This is a genomic window from Stieleria neptunia (genome assembly GCF_007754155.1).
Lineage (GTDB): Bacteria > Planctomycetota > Planctomycetia > Pirellulales > Pirellulaceae > Stieleria > Stieleria neptunia.
The window spans coordinates 7,039,412-7,061,238 of record NZ_CP037423.1 but is presented as its reverse complement, the minus strand read 5'-3'; the positions used below and the strand labels follow the sequence as shown (position 1 = coordinate 7,061,238).

Here is a 21,827-nt window from a genome sequence, read left to right as displayed (position 1 = left end):
TTTCGGACGACGGCCCGGAAGGGCCGTCGTACTTGCGGAACGGCGAGCCTTTCGGACGACGGCCCGGAAGGGCCATCGTACTTGCGGAAAGCGGTCGCCTTTGCTGGACGGTTCTTAAAGGCAGGCTTCCAAGGCGGCCAGCAGGGTCAGGATGTTCTTTTGGGAAGCGGACTCGCCCATCAATCCGATCCGCCAGGCTTTGCCGGCGAACACGCCCAGGCCGCCGCCGATTTCAATATCAAACTCATCGAGCAGTCGCCGACGGATGGCGGCTTCGTCGACGCCTTCGGGGACCGTGACGCAATTGAGTGTGCACAGCGAATGGTCCGGGATGTAACACAGGCCCAGTTTTTGCAGCCCGTCACGGAGCAATTCGTGCATTTCGCGGTGGCGTGCGATGCGTGCGTCCAAGCCTTCTTCCAACACAATCGCCAACGCTTCGCGGAGTGCGTAGACCATGTTGATCGGTGCGGTGTGGTGATAGGCGCGCCCGCCGCCGCCGGTGTAATAATTCTTGAGCATCGAAACGTCCAAGTACCAGGATCGGGACTTGGTCGACCGCGCCTCCATCCGCTCGATCGCGCGGTCGGAGAACGAGACGGGGGACAATCCGGGCGGACAGGAAAGACACTTTTGTGTTCCGGAATAAATCGCGTCGATGCCCCACTGGTCGACCCGAACGTCGTGGCCGCCCAGCGAGGTGACCGCGTCGACGGCGAACAGCATGCCGGCATCGTGCAACAGATCACCGACACCGCCGAGGTCCTGCAGGGCACCGGTGGAGGTTTCGGCGTGGACCACCCCCAGCATTTTGGCCTTGGGGTGGGCCGCAACGGCTTCGGCGAATTGGTCCAGCGAGAACGATTTTCCCCACGGGATTTCGACGGCGTGGACGGTCGCACCGCAACGTTCCATGTTGTCTTTCATGCGGCCGCCGAACACCCCGTTGATCATCACGATCGCTTCGTCGCCGGGTTCGAGCAAGTTGACCAAAATCGTCTCCATCCCGGCCATTCCGGTCCCGGAGACGGGAAAGGTGAGCGCGTTTTGCGTACGGTAGACCTGTCGAATCATCTCGCAGGTTTCGTCCATGTACTCGATGTATTGGGGGTCGAGGTGCCCGAGCGTGGGCGCGGAAATCGCTTGCAAAATACGCGCCGGCACCGTGCTGGGGCCTGGCCCCATGAGCAATCGTTGTCGAGGATGAAGTGGAGAGACCATCTTGGTTCTTGACAGGTTAAGGGCTAGCTGGCAAAGACATCGCTGAGAATTCTACGCGAAACCCGTCTCGGCTTCGACCTCCGAACCCCAGGACACCGCTACCGATGAAAAACGAGACCGAACGAATCACCCATCTGGAAGTCCAGTTGGCCCACTTGCAGCGTCAATACGACGTGCTCAACGACGTCGTGACGGAACAATCGATGTTGTTGGACCGCGTCAACAAACGCATCGCCAAGTGGGAACAGACCGTCGACCGGATCAAAAATGCGACCGAGTCGGCCGCGGATCCCCTGGATGAAAAACCGCCACACTATTGAACCGCCACGCGATGGAGCCGTCGTTCATCAGCCGTCGTCGATCGGTCGTTGTCCACCTGCAGCGGATCATCATTCGCGAGGCGAACGCAAGGCCAAGGCAACCTCGGGACGACGTTGTGAGAAGGCTTCGATGCCGTCGATCGACACGTCGGTGCCGGTCAAGCCGACCGACGTCAGGTGGGGCGCCTCGGTGAGCCGCAACAACGCTTGGTTGTCCAGGTCGCTGTCGCGGAACGAGAACCCGGTCGTCAACGGCAGCGCGACTTCGGCGGCGGCGGGCAGTTTGACATGGCAATCGACGAAAAACAGATTGGTGGAAAGCTGACCCAGCGTGTTGACCGCTTGCGGCGTGAGCGTGGCATACTGCACCTCGACCCCGTCAATGCTCCAGTCGTGATGCGGGCGATCGCAGTTTCCGAAACGTGGCTTGATCAAGGTCACGTAATCCAGGTTTTTGATTCCGCGGAGTGACTTGATCAATGCATCGTCGACGACGGCGTTGGTCAGCCAGACGCGTTCCAGATGTCCCAGCAACGCGATTTCTTTGGCAACCGAGCGGTGTTGGCAATCGTAATGCAGGTCGACCAGCCGCGGAAATTTCGCCGCCGCCGTCAGGGCTTCGCCGCCCAGGTAGCCGCCTTCGACATGCAGCGTCCACAATGCGTCGGTCGCGCCGAGTCGAGACAGCGAGTCACCGTCGACGTCAAACGCCGCTTCGTCTTGCGACGCCAACCCGAGCCACCTGACTTCATCCAAACACCAACGGTCGATGTTTTTTTCAGAGAACGATTCGTTGGGAATCGCAGCGCGATGCGCCCGGCCCGACCAGGCTTCGCCGAACAGTTGCTCCAGACGGTTGGGCAGATACAAGCCTTCTTCATCCAGATGCCAAAGCCCCATTTCGACTCGCCCGCCAAACTCCCGGACTTCACTGATCATCCGCTGGCGAACTTGGATTCGTTTGATCCCCTTGCTGTAGCCCCCAAAACAAAGTGCGGTGCAGGCGGCGGCGAACAGCGCGGTCCGGATGGAAACTTGTTTGTCACCGATCAGCATGAAGGTCATCGCGATCCAGGCCAGCCCGAACAGTCCGGCAAACATCATCGACAAACCGTAGACCGTCCAGCCGGGCGGATATGAACTGGCGTAGCCGACCAAGGCCGTCAAGGAGATCCCGCTGAGCCCCATCAGCGTCGGGTGCCGACCGAGGAACTGCCGCAACGCGCGGCCCAGACGCGTTGCTTTGAACCAGATCGCCAGGGTGGCTAAAAACAGCAGCAACCCGAGCGTGCTGCTGCCGGCGGTTTGGGTTTCAAAGGCTTGACGCATCACGATCGAACTGGCTCCCGGGCCAGCCAGTTCGGTCAGCACCGCGGCCGGTGCGTGCCCGGAGACAACGGCCTTGGGCGGTTTTGAGTGTTCCGGGGTGATCACCGGTGCGTCGGCGTACTTCGCAACGTCGCCGAATTGATCATCCAATTCAAAACGAATCCGGTTCAATTGCATTTGCGAATTCCATCGGTTGGCGGCCGTCACCTGTTTGGGAAACCACAAACCGGTCGCCGAATCGAATTGAAATTCATCGATGTCAATGGTCTTCACTTCCGGCACCCGATCGCCGGCCGGAGTCTCATAGATCTGGCGGAGCGGCAGCAGGCAGCGGTCCTTGGCCAGGTAGACTTCGCAATCGCTAATCATGTCCAGGTCTTCGTTGTTGATCCCGTACCAACGCAGCTTCCAGCACGGATGGCCGTCAAGCTGGACCTCTTCCACCTCGGGGTCACCGATCACGGTTTGCGGCGGAAACGGTCGAACCTCGTAGTTGTCCAGAAGCAACCACTCGAGATGTCGCGAGTAATGAAGCTCGACCAGAACACTGTGTGGCAACTTCGGCGTGCCGTTGCGTTCATAGACGTTGCTGCTGGTCGACAGCGGGCGATTGATCACACCCTGGGAGAATCGAATCCGTCCGACTTGACCGTCAAAGGCAAAGACCATCCTCTGCAGAGATGGCTCAACACGTTCCGAACGAAACCGTTCTCCCAGACGCAGAAAGTCGTCGCGACAAGAATACTGGGACGTTTGTTTGGACCAGTCGACCGTTTGCGAGCCGCCAGCCGTCGGATCCTCCCGCACCGTCTTGAACACCTCGATCGTGCGTTTCAGCCCCCAGCCTTGATAGGCTTTGCGCACGTCGTCGACTTCACGTCTCAGCCGACCCAGATTGTCGGCCAACGCTCGCGGAGCGTCTTCGGTCAGGTGGGGGGCGACGACCGCTGGCCGTGCATTCACCGACGGAGCCGCCGACGATTCAGGTGTCGCCGACGAATCAGGGACTGTTGTGTCTGCGATCGCGACCGCGCCGGTCGAAAGCCACAACGCCAAGCAAGCGATCTCGATCCGTCGCCCCAAGCGGCAACGCGGTGAAGCATTTTGCCCCGGAGTTTCTTTCGATTTTAGCGGCAGGGCGCAAGCCCTCCGGTCTTTCACGGTGATTTTGAAACGCGACCGGACGGCTCGCGCCGTTCCGCTAACACCTTTAGAGCCAAAGAAAGGGGCATTGGGCTCACGCCCTTCCGCACGAAAAGTCGAAGGTTGGCTGAACATCATGGCTCGCAGGTTGTCTCGTGCGAATTGTTCAAAAAGCGGGAGAAGGTTGGTACACCATAGCGAATGGGCCACCGCCGAGGCAAAACAAGAGGGGGGAAATTCGGCAAGAATGTGTGAAACCGCAACCGCGTCATCACGCTGCGATCGGTCGATGTCCTGCATGACGTGGATCGCAGCAGGTAGCCGACGGCACGACCCCGACGGGCAAAAACAGCAAATCAATGCTTCTCCGCGTTGACTACCCGGTTCCCGATAACGCCGAATGAAACACTTTCACCGGACAAAATCCATCGCCACGTTCGGCCGCAATTCTCGAAACGCTTCTTGCCCGGACCGCGTGACGTTTCCGCTGCGGATCGACAAATGCTCCAGTTGCGGCAGCGCGGAGAACTGCATCAACATCTCATCGGTCAGATTGCACTGATAGAAGTAGAGCCCTTTGGTGTGCGGCATGACCGGAAGCTCGTTTCGCGACAGGCTGAGCGTGCTGCTTGAAAACGCCAGCGAGCTGTGAAACGCACCGAGCGCCGACAGCGTGCCCGTCTCGATCGTGCTGCCTGAGATATAAACCACATCCACCGCCGGTGTCGCCGAAGTCGAAAAATCGGATGCAAACACCGGATCGGTCAGATTGAGGTGAAACAGTTTCGGCAACGCATCGATCCGCTCGATAAAGACGTCATCGAATTTGGGGTTGGTCAGATAAAGGTTTTCCAGATTCTGGAACTGCTTGATCTGGCTGTTTAATGGGGCACCATAGCAGTCGAACGCCAGCGACTCGATTGCGGAAAACTTTGCCAACAACTCAAGTCCACGTGAATCGATGGTGCCGCCGTAGACGCCAAAGTCATCGAGTTGGCTGTCGGGATCCATCGCGGCGATCGCATCGGCATCCACGGCCATCCGTTGGTTCTTCGCGTCCAACAGATAGATCTCGGAGAGTTCGTCCAGGCACCAGGATCGCACGGCGCTCGGGGTGAACGCTTCGATCGGAATGATCGCGTCGCTGACGCGATCCCACGAGGTGTCGAAAAACGCGAAGGACCATTTGGGGAGATGCACCGTGGGTTCGGTGTTCCTCAACCGATCCATGTTGACGCTGCCGCCTGCCGCTTCAATTGCGTGAATCATTCGCGCACGACTGCGAGACCGATTGATGCCGGTCGTCCAGCCGGCAAAGACCAGCGACAGACACAGCGTCAGCCACAGCAAGGTCTGCAGACGGATCGTGCGTTCGGCCGCGAGGGCGGCAACGAACACGGTCCAGATCAGCCCGGAAAGACCGGCGACGAAGAGGCCGATCCCGTGACGATACCAGCCCGTTTGGAAGTAGGCGGTGACCAGGATCGACGCGAGATAAACCGTGCCGGCAACCCAGAAGACTCTGCGACGCTTTCTGGCCCAGTCCGCCAGCGGCCTGCTGGGACGCACGACGAGGTAAAACGACAACGCGGCGATGCCGATCAACAGCAACGCCGCGTTGAAAACTGCGATCGCCGTCAGCGCGTCGAGATGGACAACAAGGCGATAACGCATTGCAATTCAGTACGAGCGACTATTCCTTCTTCGCCAGCTCGAAACCTTTTTTGAAGGCTTTGTCGTTGTAGATCAGCTTCAGCTTGGCTTCGTCATCTTCGGCGCCTTCCGCTTTGCCTTTGCAGTTGTTGCAGCAGAACGCGACTTTGGTGCCGGCCAACTTGATCGCCGTCGACTCGTTTAATTTACCGCCGCTAAACGGGCATTTCTTTTGCACGTACTGCTTGGTCGCGACCAACTGATGGTTGGCTTTGACGGCGTACTTCTCGGTGTCCTTGGCGAACTTGCCGGCGCATCCGTTGCAGCAGAAAAAGACTTTGCCGTCTTTGTAGTCGGCCGACTTGCTGGCGTCGGCGGCTTTTTTCGCCACCACGCACTGGATGTCTTTCAGGTCAACGTCGGCGGTCAATGTGGTGGCGGTCGCGACGAGCAAAACGGCGGCCGCAGAGGCTAAAAATCGCTTCATGTCTGGACTCGATTTTGGGTAGGAAATGGGCAGATTGGCAGACCGATCGACGGCCCAGCCGCTTTCCACGATACGCAACTTCTCGGGCGAAAACCAATGCTGAGTGCGATCCGAAGGCAAAAAAACGGTGAAATTGGTGATCCGCCGGTGCTCCGGTTGACTCGTGGGGGAAGCGTCTTGATTGCCGGTTGGGAGGTTGGGAGGTTGGGAGGTTGGGAGGTTGGGGGAGTGGGGCGCTGGACGCTTCCCGGGTCGCAAGCTGGAAGCTTACGCCACTGGTGGAGTGGGGCGCTGGACGCTTCCCGGGTCGCAAGCTGGAAGCTTACGCCACTGGTGGAGTGGGGCGCTGGACGCTTCCCGGGTCGCAAGCTGGAAGCTTACGCCACTGGTGGGGAGAAGGCGTTGATTCGATCGGCGATTCCGGGGTGTAGCCACGTCGGCTTGCGCGCCGCGGCGCATCCTTCGGTCACACGCAGCAGCGCCGATGCAAGTTGTCGGCGTGCGTCGGGCTCGGTCGCGGGAACCCGCTCGCACCTGCGTGAAACCGCGGGCGCCAACCGACAGGCCACCGAGTCGGCATCAAATTCACTGCGATAACTGACCCATCGCAAGATCAACACGGTCGCGACCAGACTGAGCACGCTGCCCAGCGTTCCCGCCCAGTCCGTCGCCCACGTCGCCCAGGCATCCTGCATCAGCCCCCGCTCCAGCCCCGCCCCGAGCAACCACGCGGGGACCAACGCCGTGATTCGCAGCGGCACGTGAAACCGTTTCGCATGAGCCACTTCGTGCAGAATCACCATGGCAAGCTCTTCACGCGCCAGATCTCGCACCAAACGATCACTCAACAGCAACACGCGAAAACGCCCCAACAGCCCGGCGATCATCGCGTTGTGGGTCTGCTGGTTGGTGTCCCACATCACAATCTTGCATCGCCGGATGCCGCCGGCGGTGACGATGGACTGGATCCATTGCTTGGTGGCATCATCGATCGGACGGGTCGGAAACACACGCCGCACCAAAATCGGGATGCCGGCCACCATCACGACACCCAACGCCACCCACGCTGCCCAGTTCGGGATCTGTTCCCCGACGGCCGTCAGCGAGACCAGATCGATGATCGCCAGAAAGCCGATGATCGGTGCGATCAGCCATCCGACGCTGCTCCGCAGCGCCGAAAACGTGGACGTCAACGTCGCCCACCACCCCCGACGCGCCACACCCATCCGTGCCGCAAACCGCGATTCCCCGGCCCACAAACCGGCCATCATCGCGATCGCGGGAACCAACAATACCATCGACTGCAGCGCCAACGAGTGCTGAATCAGCGGCAACCGGTCCAGGTTCCGCCCCAGCCCGAATCCCCCCAGGCAAAGCAGGATCAGCCCCAGCGAGAACCAGCGAAAACACTCGGTTTGACGCTCAAACCAATCGTAGCCCACCGTCGCGTCGACCTCCCCCTTGTCGATCAGCCCGGCGACCAACCGCACCGCCAGAAAACAGAGGACCCACCAAGCGAGAATCACCAGCCCGGTGAATCCGACCGCCTGCGCGAAGGACTGATTGGATTCCGGCAGCGAGCCCAGGCTGAGCGAGAGAATGACGGCCAGAAAGTAATAAAGTTGCATCTGCTGCGTGTTGAAAAGCCAAGGGGGGAAAGGTGGGATAGGCTTCCAGCCTGTCAAAGTACGCACGACAGGCTGGAAGCCTATCCCACGGTTCAAACGCGACAGGCTGGAAGCCTCTCCCACGAGTCGCCAGCAGTATGGTTGCGATGGCGAGGTGCGCGAGTCGTGTTTTTTGTGGTCTGGTCGGATTTGATCCCCGGCAGTGTCCATCTGTGCCGGTCGATTCCGCCTGACCGCCCCGAACTCGCGGGAAAACCTCTCATTTCGCCAGATTGACGTGCCCGCTAGACTACGGGGAAAGGAATGCCGTCTTCTACTGACCACGAATTGCCCCGAATGTCGACGACCGAAATCAAGGTCAAGGGTGCCCGCGAGCACAACCTCTGTGACGTCAATCTGACCCTGCCGCGCGGCGAACTGGTTTGTTTTTCCGGTGTCTCGGGCAGTGGCAAGTCGTCCCTGGCCTTTGACACGCTGTACGCCGAAGGCCAACGCCGCTACGTCGAGTCGCTCTCGAATTACGCCCGGCAATTCATGGGGCAAATGCCCAAACCCGATGTCGACCTGGTCAGCGGCCTGAGCCCCTCGATCTCGATCGCGCAAAAATCGACCGGCAACAATCCGCGCAGCACGGTCGGCACGATCACCGAGATCTACGACTTTTTACGCGTCCTGTTCGCCCGTGTCGCGACGCCGAATTGCCCCAATTGCCACGTCCCGATTGCCGCCCAACCGTCCGACGCCATCACGTCGCGGATTTTGGACCTGGATCCCGAAGAAACGATCTGGGTGCTGGCGCCGCTGGTCCGCGGGCACAAGGGCGAATTCAAAGACCTGTTCGAAGACTTGCGTAAACAAGGGTTCACCCGGGCGCGCGTGGACAACGAGACGATTCGTCTGTCGGATCCCCCTCCGCTGGACCGGTCCCGTCGCCACGACGTCGAAGTGGTCGTCGATCGAGTGGGCATCGATGATCGCGACCGCGGACGGATCAACGAAGCCGTCGATCAGGCGCTGAAACTCGGCGATGCGTCGGTGATCGTGTCGTTGTCCGAGCCCAACAGCGATTCGGCTCGACCGGCCAAAGAAGACATTCTGTTTTCCTCCCGCTACTCCTGCGGATCGTGCGGTGAAAGTTTTCGCCCGCCGACGCCGCAACTGTTTTCGTTCAACAGTCCCCAAGGGATGTGTGAAGCCTGCGACGGACTCGGGCACCTGTACACATTTGTGCCCGAGATGATCATCCCCGACGAATCCAAGTCGATTCGCAAGGGCGCGATCACGTTGCTGGGCCAATGGGGCGACATCGGTCGCTATCGACGGCACATCTACAAAGGCTTCGCCACCGCGATGGACAAGCTGCTCGAACTCGAACCGGGGTCGATGCTGGAAACGCGCTGGCGCGACCTGCCCGCCGAAGCACAAAAGATGTGGCTGTGGGGCAGCGACTCGACGTACCAATTGACGTGGCGTGGCGGCCGAAAGAGTCGCAAGTACACCGGGTCGTTCGACGGTTTTATTCCCGAGCTTCTGGATCGCTATCGCACGACCAAGAACAAGATGCAATTGCGGCATCTTGAAAAGTTCATGAACACGATCGATTGCGTCGATTGCGAAGGCCGTCGGCTGAATCGACAAGCCAGCGCGGCGACGATCACAACGACAGCGGACGCCTTCCAAGATCGTCACTCGCTGTCGCTGCCCGCATTGTGTGAATTGTCGATCGATGAGTTGAGCCAGTTTTTTGCCGACATCAGTCTGGGAGAAACCGACGCCAAGATCGCGGCCGAAGCGCTCAAAGAAATTCGCACGCGGTTGGGTTTCCTGCTCGGTGTCGGGCTGGACTATCTGACACTCGGGCGAACCGCGCCGACACTCTCCGGTGGCGAATCGCAACGGATTCGTCTGGCCGGCCAGATCGGCAGCGGGCTGGTCGGCGTGTTGTACATCTTGGATGAACCCTCGATCGGATTGCATGCCCGCGACAACGATCGGTTGATCGAAACGCTGGTGCGGCTCCGCGATGCCGGCAATACGCTGATCGTCGTCGAACATGACGAAGACACGATGCGGGCGGCCGATCGCATCGTCGATTTTGGCCCAGGACCCGGTGTCCGTGGCGGCGAGATCGTCGGCATCGGCGTGGCCGACGAACTGGGGACGAACAAGCGTAGCGTCACCGGCCAGTTTCTGTCCGGCGACCGCGAGATCGCGATCCCCGAATCACCGCGGCCGATCGACGGCGAAGCCCAATTGACGATCCACGGCGCTCGATTTCACAACTTGCGAAACGTCGACGCGACGATTCCGCTGGGCACCGTGACGTGCGTGACCGGGGTATCCGGCAGCGGAAAGAGTTCCTTGATCGGCGGCATTCTGGAACCCGCCCTCCGGCGTGAGCTGAACGGTGCCGAATGCGAACCCGGTGACCACGATTCAATCAGCGGCCTGGAATTTTTGGACAAGACGATCGCGATCGATCAATCACCGATCGGACGAACGCCACGCAGCAACCCGGCGACGTACGTCAAAGTGTTTGACGAGATTCGCAACCTGTTCGCAAAACTGACCGAGGCGAAGACGCGCGGTTACACCGCCAGCCGATTCAGCTTCAACGTCGATGGCGGACGCTGCGCCGCCTGTGACGGCAACGGTGCGTCCAAGTTGGAAATGGATTTTTTGGCCGACATCTGGGTCACCTGCCCGGTTTGCGGCGGCAAACGCTACAACCGCGAAACGCTGTCCGTCCAGTTCAAAGGCGCCTCGATCGCGGACGTGCTGGAGATGGACATTGCCCAGGCGCTCGAGCTGTTTGAAAACGTTCCCAAGGTCGCCGAAAAATTGCAAACACTGGTCGACGTCGGCCTGGAATATTTGAAACTCGGCCAACCGTCCCCGACACTTTCCGGCGGCGAAGCCCAGCGGATCAAACTTTCCCGCGAACTCAGTAAACGAGAAACCGGCAAGACGCTTTATGTGCTGGACGAACCGACGACCGGATTGCACTTTGCCGACATCGAATTGTTGTTGCGGGTGATTCACGGGTTGGCCGATCGGGGCAATACCGTGGTGATCGTCGAACACAACATGGACGTCATCAAGACGGCCGACTACGTGCTCGATCTGGGCCCCGAAGGCGGGGCCGGGGGCGGAAAAATCGTCGCCGCCGGACGCCCGATCGAGATCGCCAAGAACATGGACAGCTACACCGGTGCGGCATTGGCCAAGGTGATGGGTGTCAAACGTCGCAAGCCGGCCAAGCATCACGCGACCGCCGCCAGAGCATCGGCCGCGCTCGCACCACCGCCGGAAAAGGCCAAGACCCACTTGGTGGTCCAGTCCGCTTCGGAACACAACCTGAAATCGGTGTCCGCGGAAATTCCCCGCGACGCGATGACCGTGTTTTGCGGTCCCAGCGGCAGCGGCAAGAGTTCGATGGCGATGGACACGATCTACGCCGAAGGCCAACGTCGCTACGTCGAATCGCTTTCGTCGTACGCCCGGCAGTTCATCGGCCAGGTGCAAAAACCCAAGGTCGAACGGATCGAAGGGTTGTCGCCCGCGGTCGCGTTGGAACAAAAAAATCTCGGGCATTCGCCGCGAAGTACCGTCGGCACGGTCACCGAGATTTTTGATTTTCTACGGATCTTGATGGCTCGGTTGGGGACGCGACACTGCCCGGATTGCGGCGTGGAAGTCGGCACGCAGACTCCCGAACAGATCGCCGAAAAAGTTCTGTCGATGCCCGAAGGAACGCGAGCCCTGTTGTTGTCGCCGATCGAGGTGGTGGCCGGTGAAGCGTCCAAAGACACCTGGCAATCGCTTCGCAGCCAAGGTTTCCAGCGGATTCGCATCGACGGAAAAACGGTCGCACTCGACGAGGCACCGGCGCTCGACCCGCGGAAACGACAAACCGTTCAAGTTGTTGTCGACCGGATCGCGGTCAATGACGAAGAACGCTCGCGGATCAGCGACAGCGTCGAACAAGGATTGTCGCTGGGGATCGGCGTGATCCAAGTCGCGATCGCCAATCCGGATCGCGACGAACAGCACTGGGAAACGATCACGCACAGCCAACATCTCGTTTGCGGCGATTGTGGTCGGTCCTTTCCCACGCTGACGCCACACCACTTTTCGTTCAACAGTTCGGTCGGCTGGTGTCCGCAGTGCGAAGGGCTGGGCAAGCAAACGGGAACCAATCCCGCCGCCCTGATCGATTCGCCTCGCAAAACGCTTGCCGAAGGCGCCTCGCTGCTGTGGCCGAGTGTCGATCAAGAGGTCTCGTTGTGGTTGTTGCGGGCGCTGTCGCGACAGACAGGTATTCCGATCGATGTCCCGTTCGACGAGCTGACCGCCACGCACCGCCGACTGCTGTTTCACGGTCTGGGCGAACGCTGGATCGAAGTCCGGCAGAGCGATGCGAAACCGAATTCAAAGTCGACCGCCAAGTTGTTCCGGTTTCGTTTCAAAGGGTTTTATCCCGCGCTTGAAGAAGCCTCGCGTTTGACACCTGGATTGCGCGGCAAACTGGAACAGTTCGTCGACGACATCAATTGCAGCGCCTGCGACGGGTCACGATTGAGGGAAGAGTCGGCGGCTTGCAAGTTCCGCGGTTGGACGATGGCCGATTTGGTTCACATGCCGTTGGATCGTTTGGATGGTGTCGTCACCGATTGGAAACTCGATCGCCGCGAGAAAAAGATTGCCGGCGAACTGGTGCGTGAAATCCAATCACGCGTGCGTTTTCTGTTGGATGTGGGGTTGAACTATTTGACGCTGCATCGCGGTGCGGCGACGCTGTCCGGCGGCGAAGCGCAGCGGATTCGATTGGCCGCCCAACTCGGCAGCGGATTGTGCGGGGTGCTGTACGTGCTGGATGAACCCACGATCGGGCTTCATCCTCGTGACAACTTGCGACTGCTCTCGGCACTGCATCGATTGCGAGATTTGGGCAACACGCTGTTGGTGGTCGAACACGATCGCGACGTGATTGCCGGCAGCGACTACCTGTGCGATTTCGGGCCCCGCGCCGGTCGGCATGGCGGCCGAATCGTAGCCGAGGGTCCACCGACAGGATTGTCTCCGATCGAACAAAGCGTGACGGCCGGATACATCAACGGCACCAAGCACATTCCGTTGCCGTCCGTGCGACGCCCGGTGATGACCGACGGCGGCAAGCCATTGGTCGATTATTTGACCCTGATCGGCGCGTCGGAAAACAACCTGGATCACGTCGATCTAAAATTGCCGATGGGAGTGTTGACGGTCGTGACCGGGCCCAGCGGCAGCGGCAAAAGCACGTTGATCGAGGGCACGCTGTACCCGATTCTGGGCAAGCGTTTGCATCGGCTGCGGATGAAACCCGGACGCCACGAAAAAATCGAAGGCCTGCGGCACGTCGACAAAGTGATTCGTGTCGATCAATCGCCGCTGGGAAACACGCCCAGCAGCAACCCGGCAACCTACACCGGCGTGTTCGATACGATCCGCAACCTGTTCGCGTTGATCCCCGAGGCGGCCGAGCGAAAGTACACGCCGCGAACGTTCAGCTTTAACGTCTCCGGCGGACGCTGTGAGACATGCGAGGGCAGCGGCCAACGCAAGATCGAGATGCATTTTTTGCCCGACGTTTGGGTGCCCTGTGAGGAATGCGGATCGCGGCGCTACAACGACGACGTGTTGCAGGTGAAGTATCACGGCAAATCGATTTCGGACGTTTTGGCGATGTCCTGCGGCGAGGCGGTCGAGTTGTTCGCCGCCGAACCACGCATCACCCGCGTCTTGCAGACCCTGTGTGACGTCGGCTTGGATTACGTCACGTTGGGCCAGTCCGCACCGACGCTTTCCGGCGGCGAAGCACAACGCGTCAAGCTGGCGTCGGAACTCGCGCGCCCGGGCACCGGCAAAACGTTGTATCTGTTGGACGAACCGACGACCGGTTTGCACTTTGACGACATCGCCAAGCTGCTGGACGTGATTCAGCGTCTGGTCGACTTGGGCAACACCTGTGTCGTCATCGAACACAACCTGGATGTCGTCAAATGCGCCGATTGGGTGATCGACATGGGGCCTGGTGCCGGTGTCGATGGCGGCAAGATTGTCTTTGAAGGCACGCCCGAGCAATTGGCCGCGACGGCCAAACGCCGCAACGGCGAACCGGTTTCCGTCACGGCGTCCTTCGTTGCCGAGGCGCTCGATCCGTCCACCGGAAAATCGAAACCGGCTGGCGAGTCGGTCGCCGAGTCCAGTGCCGGGCAATTGCGGATCGATGCAGCCACGTCTCCCGCAACCAGTTCGCTCGCGTCGAAAACGGCGTCCAAATCGAACGGTCAAGCGAAAAAGGCGAAACCGAAACGCAAGAAGAAGAAACACGACGCCAGCACGATCTGGAAAACGCTGGGACGAAAATGGCATTCGATGCCCAAGGGGTTTGACGACAACGCCACGCCCGACTGGCCGATCAAACTGCCCGACCGTCTGTTCGACCAAATTGAAAAGATCGGCGGCGAAGATTGTTTGCGGATGTCGGCCGCCAACCGCGTCGATGTGGTTGGCGCCGACGGCGACGTCAAACTGTCGATCCGCACCCGTGACCTCGATGCGGTCAAGATCGTTGCCAATGAGCCACTCGATCCGGCCGAAGCCGACGAACTCGGTGACGCAAAAATCACCGTCTCACGCGACGAACAAGCCACCACGCTGGCGATCAATCGACTCGGCCAAGCCACCAAACCGGCCCTGCGCCGATTCCTCAAGCGAACGTTGACGTCGTGATGCACTCCAGCGGGACGCGTCACAGCTTGTCGATTGAATCGGGATCTGCGGAGTCAATGGTGAGCCGCTGGCCGTAAGGCCTCGGGCGGGCGCGGAAATGCCCGGCCGCTTACGCGTCGCGGCTCACTAAATCGACAGCCCGGTCAGCGAGCGGCGCGAGGGATCGAGCACGCGCCACTGGCTGACGCCACGTGCTGGGATGAATGACGCAACCTACCGACTTACTGCCTTACGATGATTGCTCCGATTTCCGCCGACGACCTGGAACGCTGCGAAGACGCGCTGCGCATCGCATTGGCCCACGGGACTTGGGACACCGCCTTGGCCGCCAAGATTCGGTCACTGGTCGGCGAAGATCTGGCTGCCGTCGTCCTGGTGTCGTTGAATCTGCAATCGAAAGCCCGGGCGAAACTCGGAGATGGGATTTGGTGGTGCACCGAACGATCGCTCAGCCAAGCGACGCCCGCTCCGGTCGCCGAGTTGAAGGCGCGTTGGATGAACTCCGGCTCGGTACTCGACGGGTGCTGTGGCCTGGGGGCTGACACGTTGGCGATCGCCAAGAGGGTCGGGTCTGGCGATGTCCCGGTGACCGCGGTCGATCGCGATCCGATGATGGTCGCGATGACGACGGAGAATCTGCGGATGAATGTGCAGTCCACGGTAACGCAGGTTGCGGTCCGCTGCGATGACGTCGCCACGGTGCCCATTGCCGCCGATGCGACGGTTCATTTGGATCCCGATCGACGTGATGACGCTGGTCGCAAGGTACGCCCCGAAGATTATTCGCCGACGTGGGATGTGGTGGAGGAAATCTTGGACCGCTGCGCCGCCGGGATCGTCAAGCTGGCGCCTGCCGCAGTGATCGAAGACCGCCCGGAGCGGCATCGGCTGTGGATTTCACTCGGCGGCAGCGTCCGCGAGCAAACGTTGTTGACCCGGCAGGCGATCGACCGGGCCGCCGCATGTTTCGGCCACCCGCTGATCGAAGCTTCACGCACCTCCGTGGTGGTTCGCACCGATGGCGGCGCGGTGACCTACACCGGCGATGGGGACGACCGGGCGGGCCGCCGGGTCGAGAAGCCGCTCGACTACTTGGCCGATCCCGATGCCGCGATCCGCGCCGCCGGACTGACCGAATCGTTTGCCGGACAACACGGCTACAGCATGATCGGCGGACCCAGCGGTTTTCTGACCGGCGACACCGCGATCGAGAGTGACTTGGCGATCTGCGAACCGGTGATCTGGTCCGGTGCCTGTGACGACCGCAAGTTGCGCAAAACCTTGCGATCGATGAATTGTTATCCCTGGCGGGTGAAGACCAGGGGCGTGTCTCAAAATCCCAACGTGCTGGAAAAACGTTACCGACCCTGTGGCGAGCGACCGGTCACGCTGTGGATCGGGAAAGGATCCCGACGGCAATTCGCGGCGATGAGCGTCCCGCAAGCGTCCGGGCACCGTCACCGTTGATGCTCCTGCGGCCATCGCCGCAGGAATCCTTTCCCCAAAAACTTTCCCACTTTCTCTGTCACATTTCCCCCGAACCTTCGACTGCCCTTTTGAAGACCGTGAACTCGGTCGTTTTCGAGTCGCATTCACTCTTTGAAGGTTGGTTGTCATGTTTCGAGCGGTCAAATACTCCGTCGCCGCATTCCTGGCGGTCCTGGTCGGCGGCGTCCTGTTGTTGGGGCCGGGGTTTTTTAGTTACCTCCGGACGTCGGCACGTTCGGTCCGTGATTCGGTCCAAGAAACCGTTCCGGTCGAGTTTGAACTGCGCCGCGCCCGTGATCTGATCGAAGCCATCTTGCCGGAGTTACAGGCGCAAGTGCGGATGATCGCCCAGGAAGAGGTGGAAATCTCGGCCCTGCAAAGAGACGTCTCCGAAACCGAAGCACGCCTCGAAAACGAACTGGCAACGCTTTCAAAGCTTCGCGATCAGATGCGAACACAGACCGTGTCCTATCAAGTCGGCGGCCATCGCCTGACGCGATCTCAACTCACCGAACAGCTTTCCAGGCGACTGGACCGCTACAAGACGGGACAACTCGCACTGGCCAGCAAGGAACGTCTGTTGGAAAAACGAAACGAATCGTTGACCGCGGCGCTCGCGTCACTGGATTCGATGCGTCACCGGAAAGCCGAATTGGAGCAGAAGGTCGAGGCCCTGGCCGCGCAATCTCGGTTGGTTCAAGCGTCCAAGTTCGAATCCGGAATCCACGTCGACGGCAGCGAACTGTCGCAGGCCGATCAGTTGCTGAAACAGATCGAAATGCGATTGGCGGTCGCCGAACGAGTCTTGGATCATCAGCAAGACGTCTTTGCCATCGAACTGACCGACGAGGGGCAAAGCGAGGCACAGATTCTGGCTGACTTTGACGAGTATTTCGACGACACGGAGAACCGAAAAACAATGGTCAGCGTTGGCGACCAGTAAGGTGCTCAGGGTGAATCAACTTCCCCGTTTTGGCAGGCGTGGGTAACGACACATTTTTGAATAACCCTCCCGGAAAACGCTGTGAGGCATTTTTCCCATGTGTTTCTTGGGGTTCTAGCGGCAGGGCGCGAGCCCTCCGGTTCTTCATCTCTGCCACAACACCGGAGGGCTCGCGCCCTGCCGCTAAAAAATGATTCACAGCGTTGCCTCCCGGGCCGCTGGCACCTCACGTCCGACACTCCCTAACAGGGATTCCAGTATCGTGCTCCACCTTCAACTCAAACGAATCCAGACCGCGATCACCGCAGGGCGATTGGATGAAGCGTTTGAATTACTTGTGGCCACGCCGCAGCGGGAGCACCGTGACGGACAACGTGTAACGGACGTGCTGATTAAAAAATTTGTGGATCGGGCACACCAACATCTCGATCAACAACGATCCGGCGATGCCCGCAGTGATGCGGACAAAGCACAGCGTCTGGCGGGGCGCACGGACGACGTCGCGAATTTGGTCCAACGTGTTGCTCAAATGGAATCGGAACACCGTTCGCGGGACGCCGCTGAGCAGGCGTCTGCCCGAGCAGCTAAAATCCAGGCTCAGTTGGGACACTTCACTTTAGGACAGAATCTCTTGCCGACCGGCCCCTCCCAATCCAGGCTTGCCGCGGAAATCGAACGCAAACGCGCGTTGGCCGCCGCTGCCGCCGATCGAATCGAACAGGCGATCGAGACGGGGGATTGGAGCGCGGGGATTGCGATCGTCAAATCGCTTGATCCAGAGCTTCAACACCATCGACTGGTGGTGATGCAAATCAATGCCATGCTCGAACCGATCCGCGCGCAAATCGTCGGCGACTTGGAGAGCGGTCGATTGGATCGCGGCAACGATTGGTTAGCGCTGGCGGTCGTCGTGGCGCCCACGGATGCTCGCCTGAATGAGATGCGAAGCTGTTTCGATCGATGCGTTCGGGCGTGCGAGTTAGTCGATCAAGCAAACTATGTGGAAGCCGAACGCGAACTCGCCCTGGTCGACCAGATCGTCCCGGGCACGCGTTGGATCGCAGAGACCCGCACGACGCTCGCCGAGCTTGCCCGCCAGTCCGCGGGCGTGCGTTCGGGGCCACTGGGCCTACTCGACGGCACCACCCCACCCCACCAAACTGCCCCTTCTGCCAAAAAGGTGTCCGACACCTTTTTCCACACCCCATCTGCTCAAAGCGCCCTGTTTGCCAAAAAGGTGTCGGACACCTTTTTGGGGGTTTGGGTGTTGCGGGTCGATGGGTTGGGGGCGGTGTTGTTGCTCGATGCGGATCGGATTTCGGTCGGTTCGGCTTCCCGATCAAAGCGATACGATCTGCCGCTGATGACCGAGGGGCCCTCGTCAGCGTTGTTCATCCGTCGGGCGGGCGAAGACTACTTTGCCGAGTCGGACGCCGAATTTGGTGTCAATGACCAGCCGACCAGACGGCGGCTGTTGGCCAACGGTGATTCGATCGGCTTCGGGCGACGGGGCCGATTGAAGTTCCGCAAACCGGTTCCCGCGAGCGGTTCAGCGTTGCTGCAGTTGTCCGGTGCGGGACTGGCCAAGCGAGAGATTCGCTGTGCGGCGTTGATGGCGGACTCCTTGCTGTTTTCCCCGCGGGGCGGACACTTTTCGATCTCCGGTTGTGAACGCCCGATCGTTGTTTTTCGCACCGCAGAAGGTTACGCGATCAAGTACGCCGGATGCGGAGGCGAGACCAGCCCACTGGTGGCCGATCGTTCGGTCTTGCTCGGCGAGACGCGGTTCACGCTCAATCAAATCACCTTGTCTTAGGATCGCCGCATGCCAGCTTTTCACTACCAACCGGGCGATCGGCCGCTGGAGGGGTTTACGATCGGGCACGCCCTCGGCCGCGGCGGATTCGGCGAAGTCTACTTTGCGACCAGCGATGCCGGCCGCGAAGTCGCTTTGAAAGCGGTGCAGAATTACGAGGACGTCGAACTGCGCGGGATCGGGCACTGCATGAATTTAAAGTCGCCGCATCTGGTGATGATTTTCGATGTCAAACAGGGAGTCGACGGAACGCCCTGGGTGATCATGGAATTTGTCTCGGGCGCATCGCTGCGCGAGATCTTGGATGCGTCGCCGGAGGGGATCGGGCCGGAGCAGGCGTTGTTCTTTGTTCGCGAATTGGCCAAGGGCATCGACTATCTGCATGAAGCCGGAATCGTGCACCGCGATTTAAAGCCGCACAACATTTTCTTCGAAGACGGCATCGTCAAGATCGGCGATTACAGTTTGAGCAAAGTGATCACGGTCAGTCACGCCAGCGGTCATACGATGACCGTCGGCAGCGTGCATTACATGGCGCCGGAAATCAGCATGGGCCGGTACGACAAAACGGTCGACCTGTATGCGCTCGGCGTCATGCTGTTCGAAATGCTGACCGGCAAACCGCCGTTTGTGGGAGAAAGTGTCGGCGAGATTTTGATGAAACATTTGGCGGGCGAAGTCGACGTCAGCGGATTGCAAGAACCCTTTGCCGGCGTCGTGCGAAAAGCGATGGACCGAGATCCGGCAAAGCGATTTCAGTCGGCTTGGGAAATGGCCGCGGCACTCGGCTGCGAGACGACGAGTGTGACGGACGATTCGATTCCTGCCAGTTTGTCGCTGGTCGGGCAAAGATCACCCTCTCCATCAGCTTCGATACCGCCGCCAATCGAATCGATCGGTGTCGAAGACCTGGCCGATACCGTCGGCACGGCGCACGCGATCAGCGATACCGCCGAATCGGAAACGTTGTTCGATGAACCCGTTCGCCATGAAGTGCTCGCGGCGCGGGTGCGGCGGATGGCCGACGTCCGGTACTTGGCCCGCGTGGGACTCTCAATCGGTGCAACGCTTCTTTTGATGACGGTGGCATTCGCAGCCACGGATGACGTTTCTGGGGCTCTCGATGCGTCGACCGCCGTGCTGATGACGCTCGGGATTTGGCTGATTTCGATGTTATTGGCCATCGCGCTCGTTCTTGTCGAACCTCAAAAGCCCCGCGTTGTCACCGCATTGGTCTCCCGACTCTGGTTGCTTGGAATTTGGTTGTTGGTCTATTTTTTCATCGCCAACTTCCTGAACAATCTGTCCTCTTACGAGGTTTTCGTCGGATGTTGGCTGGGGACACTCGTGGCGACCATGCTGATGGATTGGCGTTCCTTCCGGGACCCGCACCGCGCCCAACGCGTGATTGTCACACGCACCTTGGTTGCCGGTGCGATCGGCGGTTTGGTCTCCGGAGCGAGTGGTTGGGCATTGGGGATGTATGTCGTCATTCTGGACTTCGCCATCCTTTCGATGGCCGCCACGATGGCGGCGGCGATCACCGTTCAGTTGACGTCGATTTGGGTGGAACCAGACCAGTTTTCACCGAACCGCCATGAGACGACCGGGACAGCTGCGTCGGTCGATGACACCCCGTCCGAGGCACATGGTTTAGATCCCGCCAATTCCTCCACACCACCAACTGCCGAGCGAGTTTCATGATGATTGCGACCTTTGCCCTGTTGATCATTGCCGGCTTGTACCTGGCGATTTTGATCTTGACGATCGTGTTTTCCATCAACGCAAAATCGACCGCCGGTCGCGTCGGATCGATCTTGGCCGGACTGTTTTTGCTGTTGGTGGTGCCATCACTTTTTCTGGTCGCCACGTTTACCCTGCGGATGGAATCGAACCAAGAGGGGCCCGGCAGCAGCGGATCAACGATGACGGTTGCGACGGGATCCAAGCCGTCGCCGCGATCGGTCGACGCGACTGTTCCCGCCACGCCACGGGGGGACGTTCCTGCCGCGGTTGCGTCCAATCCCGAGCGGCCTGTGCCGCCGCCGATCGTTGAGTTGGCCGAGGAACCGTCGGCAGGTGAACAGACGCCGGGGCAATGGCGAACGACTGGTACGGAAGCGTTCACGGCAAACGTTTATCCCAGTTACTCCGCGGCAATCAGGCCGCTGACTGCCGGACTGCGAGAAAGACTCGCAGAGAAACAAGTGCTCCAGCGCGACGAGAACGACGACGTGATCGATCCCCAAACCATTGTCGTCAGCGCGTCGGGGCCGAGCGTCGAGTCTCTGGTCCCCCCAATCACCGAACAGCTTAGCAAGCTGTTTCCCGGCGTCGTCGTCCGGTCGGTCGGCACCGTGCCAGCGGAACCCACCGAGAATCAGCTTTCGGTTCATCTGATCGTCTCTGCGGCGAGCTCGCAACCGGCGACATGGGATCGTCAACAACGGATCGAGAACGGATTGTTGACCTGCACCATGCAATCCGCACAGCACCAAACCTCGTTTCAGGCCTTTGTCACCGAAAAGCCTTGGGTCGAATCGTTGGATCAGTTCGTTTCGATGTATCCGCGACGCAATTTTGTCGTCGGCTACTCCGGCGAACTTCAGTCTTCCGAGGGGCAAGCACGCAAACAGGCGTTGTCCGATGCGGTTCGCCAGGCCGCGATCGATTTTCGCGGCAAGCCGTATGCGATCATCGACGAGCGGCATGTCATCGATCGATTCGCTCAGCGACTTTCGCGTTCCTACGGTGACGTTTGGCGGGAGGCCGTCTTGGTCGAAGTGCCTGATTCGCAGCAGGTCAGCAACGCGAGAATGACGGCCGCAGAAGCGTTTCAACGATCTTCGATGGGCAAGCTTTCGAAGGCCGTCGGAATGCTGGTTCTGGTCATCGTGACCGTTGTCATGTGCCTGGGGTTGAACTGGGTCACCCAAGGTTATTATCGCAGCCAGGTCATGTTAGGATTGGCGAGCGTCGTGATCATGGGCTTTCTGCTCACCGTCATGTTTATCAGCTGACCCAT

At 59.9% G+C, this 21,827-nt stretch carries 12 protein-coding genes; 7 read left to right on the top strand and 5 right to left on the bottom strand.

Annotated features, from left to right (window positions below):
- Window positions 1-114: 114 nt before the first annotated feature.
- On the bottom strand, window positions 115-1,185 hold the full coding sequence (locus Enr13x_RS24515) for a pyridoxal-phosphate-dependent aminotransferase family protein (protein ID WP_231743757.1): 1,071 nt from the start codon (window positions 1,183-1,185) through the stop codon (window positions 115-117).
- Between the two features lie 140 nt (window positions 1,186-1,325).
- Here Enr13x_RS24515 and Enr13x_RS24510 point away from each other — a divergent pair, with 140 nt between their 5' ends.
- A complete protein-coding gene (locus tag Enr13x_RS24510; protein WP_145389459.1) occupies window positions 1,326-1,541 on the top strand; it encodes a SlyX family protein in 216 nt (71 codons plus the stop codon).
- A 69-nt stretch (window positions 1,542-1,610) separates the two neighbouring features.
- Here Enr13x_RS24510 and Enr13x_RS24505 read toward each other — a convergent pair whose 3' ends face one another.
- The 4 genes from Enr13x_RS24505 to Enr13x_RS24485 all read right to left on the bottom strand — a co-directional run bounded on the left by Enr13x_RS24505 (window position 1,611) and on the right by Enr13x_RS24485 (window position 7,781).
- A complete protein-coding gene (locus Enr13x_RS24505) occupies window positions 1,611-3,833 on the bottom strand; it encodes a hypothetical protein (protein WP_145389458.1) in 2,223 nt (740 codons plus the stop codon).
- Between the two features lie 591 nt (window positions 3,834-4,424).
- The gene (locus tag Enr13x_RS24500; RefSeq protein WP_145389457.1) at window positions 4,425-5,687 is read right to left on the bottom strand and encodes a leucine-rich repeat domain-containing protein; all 1,263 of its coding nucleotides are present in this window, start codon (window positions 5,685-5,687) and stop codon (window positions 4,425-4,427) included.
- Window positions 5,688-5,706: 19 nt separating this feature from the next.
- Window positions 5,707-6,153 carry a hypothetical protein gene (locus Enr13x_RS24495; RefSeq protein WP_145389456.1) on the bottom strand — a complete coding sequence of 149 codons (447 nt, stop codon included), beginning with the start codon at window positions 6,151-6,153 and terminating at the stop codon, window positions 5,707-5,709.
- 377 nt (window positions 6,154-6,530) lie between these two features.
- Window positions 6,531-7,781 (bottom strand): M48 family metalloprotease, encoded by a 1,251-nt coding sequence (locus Enr13x_RS24485; protein ID WP_197455323.1) that lies wholly within the window; start codon window positions 7,779-7,781, stop codon window positions 6,531-6,533.
- Between the two features lie 336 nt (window positions 7,782-8,117).
- On the opposite strand from Enr13x_RS24485, the gene uvrA reads away from it, so the two are divergent.
- The 6 genes from uvrA to Enr13x_RS24455 all read left to right on the top strand — a co-directional run bounded on the left by uvrA (window position 8,118) and on the right by Enr13x_RS24455 (window position 21,822).
- Entirely contained in the window at window positions 8,118-14,555 is a 6,438-nt protein-coding gene (gene uvrA, locus Enr13x_RS24480) for an excinuclease ABC subunit UvrA (RefSeq protein WP_145389453.1), read from the top strand.
- Between the two features lie 234 nt (window positions 14,556-14,789).
- Complete coding sequence (locus tag Enr13x_RS24475; RefSeq protein ID WP_145389452.1) at window positions 14,790-16,022, top strand: class I SAM-dependent methyltransferase; 1,233 nt, start codon at window positions 14,790-14,792, stop codon at window positions 16,020-16,022.
- A gap of 148 nt (window positions 16,023-16,170) precedes the next feature.
- Window positions 16,171-16,986, top strand: coding sequence for a signal peptide-containing protein (locus Enr13x_RS24470; RefSeq protein WP_145389451.1), 816 nt, complete (start codon window positions 16,171-16,173; stop codon window positions 16,984-16,986).
- Between the two features lie 262 nt (window positions 16,987-17,248).
- The gene (locus Enr13x_RS24465) at window positions 17,249-18,802 is read left to right on the top strand and encodes a hypothetical protein (protein WP_145389450.1); all 1,554 of its coding nucleotides are present in this window, start codon (window positions 17,249-17,251) and stop codon (window positions 18,800-18,802) included.
- Between the two features lie 9 nt (window positions 18,803-18,811).
- Window positions 18,812-20,506 (top strand): serine/threonine-protein kinase, encoded by a 1,695-nt coding sequence (locus tag Enr13x_RS24460; RefSeq protein WP_145389449.1) that lies wholly within the window; start codon window positions 18,812-18,814, stop codon window positions 20,504-20,506.
- A complete protein-coding gene (locus Enr13x_RS24455; RefSeq protein WP_145389448.1) occupies window positions 20,503-21,822 on the top strand; it encodes a hypothetical protein in 1,320 nt (439 codons plus the stop codon). Before Enr13x_RS24460 ends, Enr13x_RS24455 begins: the two co-directional genes overlap by 4 nt.
- Window positions 21,823-21,827 lie beyond the last annotated feature (5 nt).

Bases quoted from the DNA above. Each gene is read 5' to 3' on its own strand.
- Enr13x_RS24515 (WP_231743757.1), bottom strand. From the start codon at position 1,185: ATGGGGCCAGGCCCCAGCACGGTGCCGGCGCGTATTTTGCAAGCGATT.
- Enr13x_RS24510 (WP_145389459.1), top strand. From the start codon at position 1,326: ATGAAAAACGAGACCGAACGAATCACCCATCTGGAAGTCCAGTTGGCC.
- Enr13x_RS24500 (WP_145389457.1), bottom strand. From the start codon at position 5,687: ATGCGTTATCGCCTTGTTGTCCATCTCGACGCGCTGACGGCGATCGCA.
- Enr13x_RS24495 (WP_145389456.1), bottom strand. From the start codon at position 6,153: ATGAAGCGATTTTTAGCCTCTGCGGCCGCCGTTTTGCTCGTCGCGACC.
- Enr13x_RS24485 (WP_197455323.1), bottom strand. From the start codon at position 7,781: ATGCAACTTTATTACTTTCTGGCCGTCATTCTCTCGCTCAGCCTGGGC.
- uvrA (WP_145389453.1), top strand. From the start codon at position 8,118: ATGTCGACGACCGAAATCAAGGTCAAGGGTGCCCGCGAGCACAACCTC.
- Enr13x_RS24475 (WP_145389452.1), top strand. From the start codon at position 14,790: ATGATTGCTCCGATTTCCGCCGACGACCTGGAACGCTGCGAAGACGCG.
- Enr13x_RS24470 (WP_145389451.1), top strand. From the start codon at position 16,171: ATGTTTCGAGCGGTCAAATACTCCGTCGCCGCATTCCTGGCGGTCCTG.
- Enr13x_RS24460 (WP_145389449.1), top strand. From the start codon at position 18,812: ATGCCAGCTTTTCACTACCAACCGGGCGATCGGCCGCTGGAGGGGTTT.
- Enr13x_RS24455 (WP_145389448.1), top strand. From the start codon at position 20,503: ATGATGATTGCGACCTTTGCCCTGTTGATCATTGCCGGCTTGTACCTG.